Genomic DNA, 15,402 nt, shown 5'->3' with positions numbered 1-15,402 from the left:
ATGAATCCATCACTCGAGCGGCTGCGCGGCGCGGTTGCGAACAATTACACGATAGACCGCGAGCTCGGCAGCGGGGGCATGGCGACGGTCTATCTCGCGCAGGACTGCAAGCACGAGCGGCTCGTGGCGCTCAAGGTTCTGCATCCCGACCTTGCGGCATCGCTCGGACCTGAGCGCTTCCTGAGAGAGATCAAGCTCGCCGCGCGGCTGAATCATCCACATATCCTCCCGCTCCATGATTCGGGAGAGGCCGAAGGCTTTCTCTACTATGTGATGCCGTACGTCGAGGGAGAATCATTGAGAGAGCGGCTCGACCGCGAACGTCAGCTGCCCATTGATGAGGCAGTTCACCACGCACGGTCGATTGCCTCCGCGCTGGACTACGCACATCGGCAGAATATCGTCCACCGGGACATCAAGCCGGAGAACGTGATGCTCTACGAAGGCGAGGCGATGGTCATGGACTTCGGCATCGCCAAGGCCGTCAGCTCGGCTGGGTCGGACACACTGACGCAGACAGGAATGATGGTCGGGACGCCTGCTTACGTCAGTCCCGAGCAGGCGGCGGGCGAGACGAATCTCGACGGCAGAAGCGATCAATACAGCCTCGCGTGCATGCTCTATGAAATGCTGAGCGGCGAGCGCGCGTTCATCGGTCCAACGGCCCAGGCAGTGATGGCCAAGCGGTTTACCGATACGGTCAGGCCGTTGCGCTCACTCCGTGGAAGCGTACCAGAGCCCGTGGAGAGGGCGGTTTCGAAGGCGATGTCGACCGACGTTGGTGACCGCTACAAAACCGCCGCGATATTCGCCCAGGCGCTCGCTTCGGGAACCATGGCAACGCCTACCGATACCGCGACCATGCCGCAGCCGACTGTGTCGGCCGCGAAATCGATTGCCGTCATTCCTTTCGCCAACATGAGTCCCGATCCCGAGAACGAGTATTTCACAGACGGAATGGCCGAAGAGATCATCAACGCTCTCACGAAGATCCAGTCGCTGCGAGTTGCGTCTCGAACAGTCTCGTTTGCGCTGAAGGGAAAGAATGAAGACCTCGGCGAGGTTGGCCGGAAGCTGAAAGTCTCGACGGTACTCGATGGAAGCGTTCGCAAGATGGGGAACCGGCTCCGCATTACCGCGCAGCTCGTGAATGTCGCCGACGGATACCAGCTGTGGTCCGAGCGCTACGACCGAGAGATGGAGGATGTCTTCGCGATTCAGGACGACATCTCGCAGGCCATCGTCAAGTCCCTTCGGGTGATACTCAGCGAAGACGAGAAGAAAGCGATGGGCGCGGCCCGCACGGAGAATCTTCAGGCTTACGAATTCTACCTGCGTGGGAGACAGTTCTTCGAGGTCCGGCGCAAGAGCCTCGAGTACGCAAGGCAGATGTTCAAGCGGGCAATCGAGCTCGATCCTGATTACGCCCTTGCACACGCCGGCGTGGCCGACTGCTGCTCGCTGCTCTACATGATGTTCGACGCGCGGGAATCGAATCTCAAGCAAGCTGAAAGCGCCAGCAACACCGCACTCCAGCTCGCCCCGGATCTCGCCGAGGCTCACCTCGCGCGCGGCATTGCCTTCTCGCTCAGCCAGAATTACACCGACGCGGAACGGGAATTCGAGAAGGCTATGCGGCTCGATTCAAAACTGTTCGAGGCGCCTTACTTCTACGGTCGAGCGTGCCTCGCGCAAGGAAAGTTCGACGACGCCGTGAAGCTTTTCAAGCTGGCATGCGCGATTCGGCCGGAGGATTTTCAGGCGGTGTCGTTCCTTGCCCAGGCGCACAAATCTCTTGGTCAGGCAGCGGAAGGTGAGGCGGAGGACCGTCGGGCGCTCAAGCTCATAGAAGAGCGGCTCGAGCTGAACCCTGACGACGCCCGTGCGTGGAACCTCGGTGCAGCGACGCTCGGTACCCTCGGAGAGACTGAGAGAGCAATCGAGTTCGCGCGGAAGTCGGTAGCAATAGATCCGGACGACCCGATGCTGCTCTACAACGTCGCCTGCACGTACTCCGTTCTGGGCCAGACGGAGGAAGCCCTTGCCGCTCTCGAGCACGCAGTCGACAAGGGATTTGGACACAAGGACTGGATCGCGCACGATCCTGACTTCGAATCCATCCGCAAGACTCCGCGGTTCAAAGCAATCCTGGACGGAATGTGACGACACCTCTTCCGATCGAGCGACTTCGCGGCGCGCTGTCGCAGAGTTACACCATCGACCGCGAGCTCGGCCGCGGTGGAATGGCGACTGTCTATCTGGCGCAGGACTGCAAGCACGAGCGGCTCGTCGCACTCAAGGTGCTGCATCCGGAGCTCGCGGCGTCACTCGGCCCCGATCGGTTCCTGCGCGAGATCAAAGTCGCCGCACGACTGAATCATCCTCACATTCTCGGGCTCCATGACTCGGGCGAGGCAGACGGCTTCCTCTATTACGTGATGCCGTATGTCGAGGGAGAATCACTTCGGGAGCGACTCGACCGCGAGCATCAGCTCCCGATCGACGAAGCGATACACCACGCACGCTCGATTGCCTCCGCGCTCGACTACGCCCATCGCCAGCAGATCGTCCATCGCGACATGAAGCCGGAAAACGTCATGCTCTACGAGGGCGAGGCGATGGTGATGGATTTCGGTATCGCCAAAGCGGTAAGCGCCGCGGGGCACGACACGCTGACGCAAACCGGCATGATGGTCGGGACGCCGGCGTACGTCAGTCCGGAACAGGCCGCAGGCGAAACGAATCTCGACGGCAGAAGTGATCAGTACAGTCTGGCATGCATGCTCTACGAGATGTTGAGCGGCGAGCGCGCCTTCACCGGCCCGACGGCTCAGGCGGTGATGGCGAAGCGATTCACGGAGACAGTCAAGCCGCTTCGCTCGCTGCGGGGCAGCATTCCCGAGCCGGTTGAGCACGCCGTCGCCAAAGCCATGTCCACGGATGCGGCGGCGCGCTACAAGACCGCTGCACAGTTCGCGCAGGCACTGGGTTCGAGCAGCGTGTCCACCCCGACCGACACGCAGACTCTCCCGCAACAGACAGTCTCGTCGGCAAAATCGGTTGCCGTGCTTCCCTTCTCGAACATGAGCACCGACCAGGAGAACGAATACTTCGCCGACGGAGTGGCTGAAGAGATCATCAATGCTTTGTCGAAGATCCAGACGCTGCGTGTAGCCTCTCGCACCGTGTCCTTCGCGCTCAAGGGAAAGAATGAGGACCTCGCCGAGGTGGGGCGGAAGCTCCACGTTTCGACCGTACTCGACGGCAGCGTCAGGAGAATGGGAAATCGCGTTCGCATAACTGCGCAGCTCGTAAACGTCGCCGATGGATACCAGTTGTGGTCCGACCGCTATGATCGCGAGATGGAGGACATCTTCGCGATTCAGGACGACATATCGCAGTCGATCGTGAAGGCACTTCGCGTGATCCTGAGTGAGGACGAGAAAAAAGCGATCGAAAAGGCGCGCACCGTGAACGTCCAGGCGTACGAATACTATTTGCGAGGCCGCCAGTTTTTCCACCAGCTTCGGCGCAAGAGTCTCGAGTACGCGCGGCAGATGTTCAATCGCGCAATCGAGATAGACCCGGAGTACGCGCTCGCTCACGCCGGCGTGGCCGACTGTTGCTCGGTGCTCTACATGTACTTCGACGCGCGCGAGCTGAACCTGAAACAGGCCGACATTGCGAGCATGAGAGCGTTGGAGCTCGAGCCGGATCTGGCGGAGGCGCATGTGGCACGCGGGCTCGCGGTGTCGCTGAGCAGGCGATTCGACGAAGCGGAGCGCGAGTTCGAAGGCGCGATGCGGCTCGATCCGAAGCTCTTCGAGGCGCCGTACTTTTTTGGTCGCGCGAGGCTGGCGCAGGCACAACCGCTCGAGGCTGCGAAACTTTTCGAGCGCGCGTCCACGCTTCGACCCGAGGACTTCCAGTCTGTGCATTTCCTCGCCCAGGCCTACAAATCACTCGGCAACGAGACCGACTCGAAGAATTCCTACCGGCGCGCCGTGCAGCTCGTCAACGAACGACTCGAGCTGAACCCGGACGATGCGCGCGCTCTGATAATCGGGGCTAGCACGCTGGCTTCGCTCGGTGAGCCGGAGAAGTCTCTCGATTTTGTCGGTCGCGCGCTCGCCGTGGATCCGGACGATGCAGGAATGATGTACAACATCGCGTGCGCCTACGCTTCCCTTGGCAAGCCGGAGGAGGCCATCGCTGCGCTCGAAGGCGCCGTGGACAAGGGCTACGCCCACAAGGAATGGATGGAGAACGACCCGGACCTGGACCCCATCAGAACTTCGCCGCGGTATCAGGCTCTGCTGAAGGTGATGTGACCATGTCGCTTCCCATCGAGCGCCTCCGCAGTGCTCTGTCGCAGTCGTACACGATCGACCGCGAGCTCGGCCGCGGAGGCATGGCGACTGTCTACCTCGCGCAGGATTGCAAGCACGAGCGAATGGTCGCGCTCAAGGTGCTGCACCCGGAGCTCGCTGCGTCGCTCGGACCCGATCGCTTCCTTCGCGAGATCAAAGTCGCTGCACGTCTCAATCACCCGCACATCCTCGGGCTGCACGATTCCGGCGAAGCGGAGGGCTTCCTCTATTACGTGATGCCTTATGTGGAAGGCGAATCACTGCGGGAGCGCCTGGATCGTGAGCATCAGCTCCCGATCGAGGAGGCAGTACATCACGCACGAGGGATCGCATCGGCGCTCGACTATGCGCATCGCCAGCAGATCGTCCACCGGGACATCAAGCCGGAAAACGTGATGCTTTACGAGGGCGAGGCGATGGTCATGGATTTCGGAATCGCCAAAGCAGTGAGCCTTGCCGGCCACGATACCCTCACGCAAACCGGGATGATGGTGGGCACTCCGGCCTATGTCAGCCCCGAGCAGGCAGCGGGTGAGACGAATCTCGACGGAAGAAGCGATCAGTACAGTCTCGCGTGCGTCTTATACGAGATGTTGAGCGGAGAGCGCGCATTCACCGGCCCCACCGCGCAGGCGGTGATGGCGAAGCGATTCACCGAGACGGCGAAGCCGCTCCGTTCGCTGCGCGGGAGCATTCCCGAAAGCGTCGAGCGCGCGGTGAGCAAGGCAATGTCCACCGACACCGCGGCGCGGTTCAAAACGGCAGCCATGTTCGCGCAGGCGCTCGGCTCGGGCTCGCTGACGACGCCGACCGACACGGCTACTCTGCCCCAGCCGACTGTGGCTGCGGCAAAATCAGTCGCGGTTCTGCCCTTCGTGAACTCCAGCACCGACCCGGAGAACGAGTACTTCGCCGACGGCATGGCCGAGGAGATCATCAACGCTCTCTCGAAAATTCAAACGCTCCGGGTTGCATCCCGCATCGTCTCATTCGCGCTCAAAGGAAAGAACGAGGACCTCGGAGAGGTCGGCCGCAAGCTCCACGTCTCCACCGTTCTCGACGGCACGGTGCGGAAGATGGGCAATCGTCTGCGCATCACGGCCCAGCTCGTGAACGTCGCCGACGGATACCAGCTGTGGTCGGAGCGTTACGACAGGGAGATGGAGGATATCTTCGCGATTCAGGACGAGATCTCACAGGCCATTGTAAAGGCGCTGCGGGTGATCCTGAGCGAAGACGAGAAAAAGGCGATCGAGAAGCCTCGCACCGTAAACCTTCAGGCATACGAATTCTATCTTCGCGGCCGACAGTTCTTTCATCAGCTGCGGAGAAAAAGTCTCGAGCACGCGCGGCAGATGTTCAATCGCGCGATCGAGATCGATCCCGACTATGCGCTCGCGCATGCGGGCGTGGCCGATTGCTGCTCGCTTCTGTACACCTATTTCGACGCGCGCGAGTCGAACTTGAGGCAGGCCGACGCAGCCAGCAAGAAGGCGCTCGAGCTGGAGCCTCAGCTGGCTGAGGCCCATGTCGCGAGGGGGATTGCGGTATCCCTTAGCAAGCAGTTCGACGAGGCGGAGGAGCACTTCGAGACCGCGATGAAGCTCGATCCAAAGCTGTTCGAGGCGCCGTATTTCTATGGGCGCGCCCGGAAATCGCAGGGTCGCTTCGCCGAAGCGGTCAAGCTGTTCGAGCGGGCGTCGGCACTTCGCCCCGAGGACTTTCAGGCACCGTCGATGCTGGCTTCCTCTCTCAAATCCCTCGGCATGGATGAGGAAAGTCTGGCCGTGAACCGTCGCGTACTGAAGCTCATCGACGACCGGCTGGCGTTGAATCCGGACGATGCGCGCGCATGCAACCTCGCGGCGACCACTCATTCGAAGCTGGGAGAGGCAGAGCCCGCCCTCGAGTTTGCGAAGCGCTCGCTGGAGATCGATCCGGACGATCCCATGCTGCTTTACAACGTTGCGTGCACCTACAGCATGATCGGCAAGTCGGACGACGCGCTCTCGTGCCTGGAGCGCTCTATTGACCGCGGGTTCGGTCACCGTGAGTGGATCGATCATGACTCGGACTTCGATTCACTCCGGGATCTGCCTCGGTTCAAGGCGATCCAGAGAGCGATGTGAGCGAGTCGGCGCTGCCCCTCGAGCGCCTCCGCGGCGCGCTGTCGCAGACTTACACCATCGACCGCGAGCTCGGACGTGGCGGAATGGCAACGGTATATCTCGCGCAGGACTGCAAGCACGAGCGGCTCGTAGCGCTCAAGGTCCTCCATCCGGATCTGGCGGCCTCACTCGGGCCCGACCGTTTCTTGCGCGAGATCAAAACCGCCGCGCGTCTGAATCATCCGCACATACTTGCGCTGCATGATTCGGGTGAGGCCGACGGCTTCCTCTATTACGTAATGCCATACGTGGAGGGAGAATCGCTCCGCGAGCGGCTCGACCGCGAGCAGCTTCTCCCCGTTGAGGAAGCCGTTCATCACGCACGCTCGATTGCGTCGGCGCTCGATTTCGCTCACCGGCAGAATATTGTCCATCGCGACATCAAGCCGGAGAATGTGATGCTCTACGAAGGTGAGGCGATGGTGATGGATTTCGGAATCGCCAAAGCCGTCAGTGCGGCAGGCTCGGACACGCTCACACAGACTGGAATGATGGTTGGCACCCCAGCCTACGTGAGCCCTGAGCAGGCCGCCGGCGAAACGAATCTCGACGGGAGAAGCGATCAGTACAGCCTTGCGTGCGTCCTCTACGAGATGCTGGCTGGCGAACGCGCATTCAGTGGCCCAACCGCACAGGCAGTTCTCGCCAAGCGCTTCACAGAGACGGTCAAGCCTGTCCGCTCAATGCGAAGCAACGTTCCCGAAAACGTTGAAAGGGCCCTGACGAAGGCGTTATCCACGCAGCCGGAAGGCCGATTCAGGACATCGGCGATGTTCGCTCAGGCGCTCGTTTCGCCTAGTCTCTCGACACCCACCGATGCGGAGACAATTCCGCAACCCGTCGTCTCGGCCGCCAAATCCATCGCAGTACTTCCCTTCAGCAACATGAGCGCGGACGCTGAAAGCGAGTACTTCACGGATGGGATGGCGGAGGAAATCATCAACGCGCTCTCAAAGATCCAGACCCTTCGCGTCACATCGAGAACGGCCTCGTTTGCATTCCGGGGAAAGAGCGAGGACATCGCGGAGATCGGACAAAAGCTCAAGGTGTCGACGTTTCTCGAGGGAAGCGTGCGGAAGATGGGGAACAGAATCCGCATAACCGCGCAGCTGGTGAACGTCGCGGACGGCTATCAGCTCTGGTCGGAAAAATACGACCGGGAGCTGGAGGACGTTTTCGCGATTCAGGACGACATCTCCCAGGCGATCGTCAAGGCCCTGCGCGTAATCCTGACCGAAGACGAGAAAAAGGCGATCGAGAAGACGCGAAAGGTCAACGTCGAGGCGTACGACTATTACCTCCGCGGCCGCCAGCACATCCATCAGCTCAGCCGAAAGAGTCTGGAGACGGCCCGCAAAATGTTTCGGCGGGCGATCGAGATCGATCCCGAGTACGCGCTCGCCCACGCCGGCCTCGCCGATTGCAGCTCGATACTCTACATGAAAGTGGACGCCCGCGAATCGAACCTGACTCAGGGTGACAGCGCGAGTCAGAAAGCTCTCGAGCTCGACCCGGACCTCGCGGAGGCGCACGTTGCCCGCGGGCTCGCAGTATCGTTGCGGAAGCAGTTTGATGAGGCGGAGCGCGAGTTCGAGACCGCCATGAGACTCGATCCAAAGTTGTTCGAGGCCGCGTACTACTTTGCCAGAGCCCGGATGTCACAAGGACGGTACGCCGAGGCGGCAAAGCTGTTCGAGCGCGCGTGCATTCTACGCCCCGAGGACTACCAGGCACCTAGCTTTCTCGCGCTGGCCTATTCCTCGCTGGGAATGCGGGCAGAAGCCGAAGCGGCATACCGGCGTCAGACGCGGCTCGTGATGGAGCGGCTCGAGCTGGTCCCCGACGACACGCGAGCGTGCGTTCTTGCAGCGGGCGGCTTCGCAGCGCTCGGAGAGGTCGACCGTGCCGCCGAGCTCGCCGCACGCGCCCTTGCCATCGATCCCGATGATCCGATGCTTCTCTACAACGTTGCATGTACCTACGCGCAGCTGCACAAGCCCAACGACGCTCTCGATTGTCTCGAGAGTGCCGTTGATAAGGGCTACGGCCACAAGGAGTGGATAGAGCACGACAGCGACTTTGATTCGATCAGGGACAATCCGCGCTTCAGGGCGATTCTCGAGACGATGTGACGGCGACTCCAGCGCTCGAGCGCCTTCGCGGCGCACTGTCGCAGTCATACACGATCGACCGCGAGCTCGGCCGCGGCGGGATGGCAACGGTATACCTGGCACAGGATACAAGGCACGAACGCATGGTTGCGCTGAAGGTGCTTCACCCCGAGTTGGCTGCCTCCCTCGGGCCTGAACGCTTTCTGCGGGAGATTAAAGTCGCCGCGCGCCTCAATCACCCCCACATCCTCGGACTCCACGAGTCGGGGGAGGCCGACGGGTTTCTCTACTACGTGATGCCCTACGTGGAAGGGGAATCGCTGCGTGAGCGGCTCGACCGTGAGCAATTGCTGCCTGTCGATGAAGCCGTTCACCACGCCCGCGCCATCGCCTCCGCGCTCGACTACGCTCATCGCCAGCAAATCGTACATCGCGATATCAAACCCGAAAACATCATGCTCTATGAGGGCGAGGCGATGGTGATGGACTTCGGAATCGCCAAAGCGGTGAGCTCGGTTGGTCCGGAGACACTGACACAGACCGGAATGATGGTGGGCACGCCGGCGTACGTTAGCCCCGAGCAGGCAGCAGGCGAGGCGAATCTTGACGGCCGCAGCGATCAGTACAGTCTAGCGTGCATGCTATATGAAATGCTCAGCGGTGAGAGGCCATTCACGGGAGCGACGGCACAGGCGATCATGGCGAAGCGCTTCACAGAAACGGCGAAGCCGATCCGCGCCCTGCGGAGCACTGTTCCCGAGAACGTCGAGAGAGCAATCGTCAAGGCAATGTCCACCGATGTCGCCGAGCGTTTCCGAACCACAGCGATGTTCAGCCAGGCTATGGCATCGACGAGTTTGACGACGCCGACTGAGACGGAGACAATGCCTCAGCAGGTGGTGTCGTCCGCCAAGTCGATCGCGGTTCTGCCGTTCACGAACGTGAGCGCCGATCCGGAAAACGAGTACTTCACCGACGGAATTGCCGACGAAATCATCAACGCGCTTTCCAAGATCCAGACGTTGCGTGTCGCCTCGAGGACGGCCTCCTTCGCCTTGAAGGGGAAGAACGAGGAGATCGCCGAGATCGGACGTAAGCTCAAGGTCTCCACTTTCCTCGAGGGAAGCGTCCGCAAGATGGGCAACCGCCTTCGCATCACGGCGCAGCTCGTGAATGTCGCGGACGGCTACCACCTCTGGTCGGAGCGCTACGACCGCGAGATGGAGGATGTGTTTGCCATCCAGGACGACATCTCACAGTCGATCGTGAAGGCGCTCCGGGTGATCCTGAGCGAGGATGAGAAGAAGGCAATCGAGAAGTCCCACACTGAGAACGTGAAGGCCTACGAGTTTTATCTTCGCGGACGCCAGTTCTTCGAGGATCGCCGCAAGAGCCTGGAGTACGCGCGGCAGATGTTCAAACGGGCGACTGACGCCGATCCGAGTTACGCGATCGCCCACGCGGGAATCGCGGACTGCAGCTCGCTGCTGTACATCAACCACGATGCGCGGGAGACGAATCTCCGCCAGGCTGAAACGGCAAGCCTGCGCGCACTCGAGCTGGAACCGGAGCTGGCTGAGGGGCACCTCTCGCGCGCGATTGCATTATGGCTCAACAAGCGCAATTTCGCCGAAGCGGAGGCTGAATTCGAGAAGGCGATGCGACTCGACCCCAACCTTTTCGAGGCGCCGTATTTCTACGGACGCGCATGCCAGTCCCAGGGAAAATTTGCCGAAGCGGTACGGCTGTACGAGAGAGCCTCACAGCTCCGGCCAGAGGACTACCAGACGGCGAGCTCGCTCTCTCAGGCGTACCACTCACTTGGCAAGAAGGACGAGGCACGGATAGCGACCCAACGAGCGCTCAAGCTCATTGAGGAGCGCATCGAGCTCAACCCCGACGACGCGCGCGCGTATAATCTCGGCGGCGCGCTCTTCGCTGAATTAGGCGAGAGCGACCGCGCTTTCGAGTATGCACGGCGCGCGGCAGAGATCGATCCCGACGACACAGTCACGCTGTACAACGCCGCCTGCACCTATGCCAAGCTCGGCCGACACGAAGAGGCTCTGGACAGTCTCGAGAAAGCGCTCGACAAGGGCTATGGCCATAAGGAATGGATCGAACACGACCCCGACTTCGCTCCGCTTCGCGACACGCCACGCTTCAGGGCTCTACTCGAGGCGATGTAGCGAGGGAGATAACGCGCAAAGCCCGGGGCATGCAGCGCACCTCCACGGTCGCGCGTTCCGCTCGATGAACCTCGCCGTCCGTCTCGTAGAAAGGGGCATGATCGAACGCGAGTGTGAACTCCGGCGCCCGGTTCATGCGGACTTCCTTGTACGCCATGTGCGCACCGCGCGTAGCGGCGCCGAGAAGTCGCAGCCGCCGTACTGACGACGCGTCGACAACGAGCACCGCGTCGAGCTCACCGTCGGTGACGCTCGCTAATGGCGCAATAATGAATGTGCCGCCGAAATGCGGGGCGTTGGCTATGACGAGCATCATGTAGAGCGATCGCTCGTGGTCTGCGGCGAGCGAGCGAATTGCGATGTTCAATCCGCGAAATCCCAGAAGTTGTCGTAAGGCCGTGTAGATGTAAACGCCGTTGCCTTTGAGCCACCGCTGCCGAGCCAGGCCCTGAACGACGGCGACGTCAAATCCAAAGCCACAGGAGTTCAGAAAAAACCTGTCGTCCACACGGCCGACATCCATTCTGTGATCGGAAGACTCAACAGCCAGTCGCGCAATCTCGTGCACGGGAGTCGATGTAACTCCGAGAGTCTTCGCAAAGTCATTGCCGGTGCCAGCCGGAATTACGCCGAGTCGAACGTCCGAGCCGGAATGCAGAATCGTGTTTGCGACATTCGCGCTCGTACCATCCCCGCCGACGCAGATGATCGTCGTGGCACCGTCGGCTATTGCGCGGGCGGCGAGCACACTCTCATCAGCGTGCTTGTCGGTCGTTCTTACATCTGTAACGTTGTATGCCACGAACGCCGAACGGGCTGCCGGCAATATCTTTGCGCCACGCCCCTGGCCTGCCGCCGGATTGGCGATGACGCAGACGCGCTCTGTCAGTGAGTGGACCCGGCCGCGGAGCTGTCGGCGCGGGCGAGCTTCCACGGCATGAGGGGCACTGCAGCGCGCTGGGAGAACACGCTCGCCGCGAGCACGGGCCACATCCCTGCACGGTCGGCCTCACCGAACGAGAAAAGCGCAAACCCGGCGGCGCCGTTGCGTCGCGCAACCCTGATCTGGCTTACGACCTCCCTTACCCCCTTACCCGCATCCATCCCGATGTACATCTGGCGACCGGTACCAGCGCCGGCTCCTTTGAGATGATCGAGCAGGAGACAGGTCCAGTCAGCGCGCGCGCACAGCACCGGCTGAATCTTGTAGTAGTTCATCGGAACGAGAACGTCCATGTAGCCATTACGCGCCCACGCGCGCCCGTCCTGCAGGAGGTCGTTGAGACCTGACTGCGTCTTCCAATTCCACTTGTCCTCGTAGACGCCCCACACCGCAGCTGAGAACACGAGCGAGGGCTTTACCGCCGTGATGCTGTCGTACGTCTCCTTCACCATTCGATTGACGAGATTAGTTCGGTAGGCGAGCCATTCCGCGCGATATCGCACGGGATCACGCCCGAACTCGGCGAGACTCGGAGCATCGTACGACCAGGCCGTGCCGGGATAACGAATTCGATCGAGGTGAATTCCATCTACGTCGTACCGGCGCGCAACGTCTGCGGCAACTCTTGCCAGACGCGTCCGCACCTCCGGAAAACCCGGTGACACCCAGATGTACTCTTCGGTATTGGGGCATGGAAGCGGGCGACCGTCGCGATAAGTAACTCCCCACTCCGGATGCTCGAGCAGCATGTGAGGGGGATTGCCTGGCATCGACTCAGTCATCGGGCGGCACTGCCCTTCGATTCCGGCAGGGCGGCCACTCAACGCATTGAGATAAGCATGCACCTGAAGGCCGCGGCGATGGCCTTCGCGTACCGCCACCTCGAGGGGATCATATGAAGGCGTGCCGCCGAGCCTGCCACAGAGAAGAACAGCGCACGGCTCGATCGTGGAGCGATAGTACGCGTCGCCCGCCGCCCGTGCCTGGAAATACACGACGTTGAAATGCGCCTTCGCCGAAGTCTCCATTATGTATTTGATCTTCGCTTCCGAGTCGTAATCGAAGCGTGTAACCCAGATAGCGCGGGCTTCAACCAGCGGAGGCTGTTGAGCGTGCAGCACGCTTGCGCCGCTCAAACCAGGCGACAGACAATAAAAAAAGAAAAGGCGCGAACGCCCGATGGTGCTTCTCATCTTTTGGAGACCGGATCGTGGGGACTGCGAGGGGAACTAGGATAAAATCAAGTGACGATCCGCGCCACGACTTGTTTCAGGCGATCGCCTCGCTGACCCGGTCCGAGTCCAGCCTCGCTAGATGAGCCACTTCGCGATCAGAACTCCAATGCCGATGATCGCCACCGCGCCTGCGAGGAGATAGATGGTATAGGAGGTCGTATTCGTCGCATCGGCCGGCGTCCCCGGCGGCGTTTGAATGAGCTCCGGCTCCAGGCGATCTGCGCCGTCGCCATTTGATGCAGCGACAACTTCATCGCGCGGTGTGACGATCGCATCGAGCAGACCCACGATTTCTTCGGCGGTCTGTGGCCGCATGTCCGCCGATTTCTCCAGACAACGCATGACAAGCACATTGAGCGATGGAAAGACGTCCGGCTTGCGCTCGATGAGAGGCACCGGCGGCTCGCTGATGTGCGCGACCAGCATTGCCTGCGGAGATCGCGCCGAAAACGGCGTTCGGCCAGACAGCATCTCGTACGCCATCGCCCCGAGCGAATAAAGATCCGCACGGTGGTCGGTCGTCGGGTCGGCCGTCGCCTGCTCCGGAGCGATATAGCTGGGAGTGCCGAGCGCGATACCAAGCGAAGTGAGCGCATTCGGATCTCCGTCGCCCGTCGACACGGACAGCGCTTTCGCCACACCGAAATCCGTGACCATCGCCGACCCGCCGATGAGCAGAACGTTGTCGGGCTTGATGTCGCGGTGGACGATTCCGTTTTCGTGCGCGAACGTCAGCGCCGTCGCAACCTCGCGCAGCGTCCGCACCACCTGAGTTTGCGGAAGCGCGCCATGCTGCAAGAGCCGCGCGCGGAGCGACTCGCCCTGCATGAAGGGCATCACATAGTACGAGAGACCGCCCTCGCCGCCCGCCGCCAGCATCGGCACGATGTGCGGATGATTCAGACGCGCGAGAAACTGAATCTCCCGCTTGAATCGCTCGACCTTTACCCCCGCCGCAATCTCCGGCGGAAGAACCTTGATGACGACTTTCCTGCCGAGCGCTGACTCTGTCGCGATGAATACGCGGGCCATTCCACCCGCGCCGAGCTCGCGCTCCAGCTCGTAGGTGTCTCCAAGAATGTTCTGAAGCTGCCCGCGAAGATCGATTGCCAATTACACCACCTGTTGACCCGTCATGGTCCGAACCGCGGGTTAAGCTCGCAATGTAAGCAGCGCAATGAAGGGCAGACAGGCGAGGGAGAGAGTTTCACGGGCGGCGGATAATCCTATACACCCGGCCGTTCGAGGAGGTCATGTAGAGCTCACTGGCGCCGTCTTCCCCGAAGGAGGTAATCGAGCCTATGCTCCCGACATCCCAGGTTCGCTGCTCAACGGCGGACCCAGCCTGAAATTGAAAGCTCTTCAGGAATCCGGCACAATAGTCCGAATAGAAATAATGCCCGGCGATTTCGGGGAGACTTGCGCCACGGTACACGAATCCGCCGGTGACGGCGCAGGCGCCGCCGGCCCGAGGGTAGAACAGAACCGGGAGCTCGAGGCCCTGCTGGCTGCAGGACGATGAGCCGAAGCACGACGCCGCCTCCATCGTGTTCCATCCGTAGTTGACGGCCCCGCGATTCGCCGGGACAGCGTTCACTTCCTCGAAGCGATCCTGGCCGACATCCGCGATGTACAGCACACCGCCCGTTCGATCGAAGGCGAAGCGCCATGGATTGCGAAGGCCCAATGCCCAGATCTCACCTCGCGCTCCCTGCTGACCCACGAACGGATTGTCGGCGGGAATGACGTACGGGTCACCGCGATCGACGTCGATACGGAGGATCTTGCCGAGCAACGCATTACGATTCTGACCATTTCCAAACGGGTCGCCCCCGCTGCCTCCGTCGCCGAGACCGATGTAAAGCATGCCGTCCGGGCCGAACAGGTTGAGACCGCCATTGTGATTCGGAAAAGGCTGAGCGACGGTCAAGATTAGCTTCGACGACGAGGGCAGAGCGACATCCGGGTCGCTTGACCGGGAAAACCGCTCGACACGCGTATTGCCGGAGAGGTCGGTGAAGTGGACAAAGAAGAATCCGCGCGCCGCGTATGAGGGATGGAAAGCGAAGCTCAGAAGGCCGCGCTCGCCTCCGCTCGACACTCTCGCGGCAATGTCCAGAAACGGCGTCGGGAGCAGCTGCCCGTTCTTGACGATCCGAATGCGGCCGGCCTGCTCCACCACGAAGAGGCGCGCGTCACCCGCCGGTGCGGTGACATACACTGGATTCGACAGCCCGGACACGACTTCCTGAACGGAGAGAGCGAATTCCGCAGGAATGATCACCGGGCCGGTTGCAGGATCGGAGCCACACGCGACAAGGCCAGCGATGATGCAAAGCGTTTTCAATTCCGTGCACACGGGGGACGTGCCTGCACGTCGCGGGCC

General features: G+C 61.2%; 9 protein-coding genes. 5 read left to right on the top strand and 4 right to left on the bottom strand.

Features of this window, described 5'->3' with window-relative positions; genetic code table 11:
• From VES88_13235 to VES88_13215, 5 genes are read left to right on the top strand one after another with little or no spacing between them, the layout of a single operon-like run.
• Positions 1 to 2,163, top strand: coding sequence for a protein kinase (locus tag VES88_13235; GenBank protein HYN82462.1), 2,163 nt, complete (start codon positions 1 to 3; stop codon positions 2,161 to 2,163).
• A complete protein-coding gene (locus tag VES88_13230) occupies positions 2,160 to 4,331 on the top strand; it encodes a protein kinase (GenBank protein ID HYN82461.1) in 2,172 nt (723 codons plus the stop codon). The genes VES88_13235 and VES88_13230 overlap by 4 nt, the downstream gene beginning before the upstream one ends.
• A gap of 2 nt (positions 4,332 to 4,333) precedes the next feature.
• Positions 4,334 to 6,499, top strand: a complete 2,166-nt coding sequence (locus VES88_13225; protein HYN82460.1) for a protein kinase — start codon at positions 4,334 to 4,336, stop codon at positions 6,497 to 6,499.
• The gene (locus VES88_13220; protein ID HYN82459.1) at positions 6,496 to 8,670 is read left to right on the top strand and encodes a protein kinase; all 2,175 of its coding nucleotides are present in this window, start codon (positions 6,496 to 6,498) and stop codon (positions 8,668 to 8,670) included. The genes VES88_13225 and VES88_13220 overlap by 4 nt, the downstream gene beginning before the upstream one ends.
• On the top strand, positions 8,667 to 10,838 hold the full coding sequence (locus VES88_13215; protein ID HYN82458.1) for a protein kinase: 2,172 nt from the start codon (positions 8,667 to 8,669) through the stop codon (positions 10,836 to 10,838). The genes VES88_13220 and VES88_13215 overlap by 4 nt, the downstream gene beginning before the upstream one ends.
• Here VES88_13215 and VES88_13210 read toward each other — a convergent pair.
• The 4 genes from VES88_13210 to VES88_13195 all read right to left on the bottom strand — a co-directional run bounded on the left by VES88_13210 (position 10,813) and on the right by VES88_13195 (position 15,363).
• Positions 10,813 to 11,772, bottom strand: a complete 960-nt coding sequence (locus VES88_13210) for a diacylglycerol kinase family protein (protein HYN82457.1) — start codon at positions 11,770 to 11,772, stop codon at positions 10,813 to 10,815. The two genes, VES88_13215 and VES88_13210, sit on opposite strands and share 26 nt — an antisense overlap.
• Positions 11,724 to 12,974 carry a family 10 glycosylhydrolase gene (locus VES88_13205; GenBank protein HYN82456.1) on the bottom strand — a complete coding sequence of 417 codons (1,251 nt, stop codon included), beginning with the start codon at positions 12,972 to 12,974 and terminating at the stop codon, positions 11,724 to 11,726. Before VES88_13205 ends, VES88_13210 begins: the two co-directional genes overlap by 49 nt.
• Before the next feature lie 117 nt (positions 12,975 to 13,091).
• Entirely contained in the window at positions 13,092 to 14,129 is a 1,038-nt protein-coding gene (locus VES88_13200; protein HYN82455.1) for a serine/threonine-protein kinase, read from the bottom strand.
• Between the two features lie 94 nt (positions 14,130 to 14,223).
• Positions 14,224 to 15,363, bottom strand: a complete 1,140-nt coding sequence (locus tag VES88_13195; protein HYN82454.1) for a PQQ-dependent sugar dehydrogenase — start codon at positions 15,361 to 15,363, stop codon at positions 14,224 to 14,226.
• Between the last annotated feature and the right edge of the window lie 39 nt (positions 15,364 to 15,402).

The organism is Gemmatimonadaceae bacterium (genome assembly GCA_035633115.1).
Classification (GTDB): domain Bacteria; phylum Gemmatimonadota; class Gemmatimonadetes; order Gemmatimonadales; family Gemmatimonadaceae; genus UBA4720.
The sequence above is the reverse complement of the archived record's forward strand: the minus strand, read 5'-3'. Positions and strand labels throughout refer to the sequence as shown.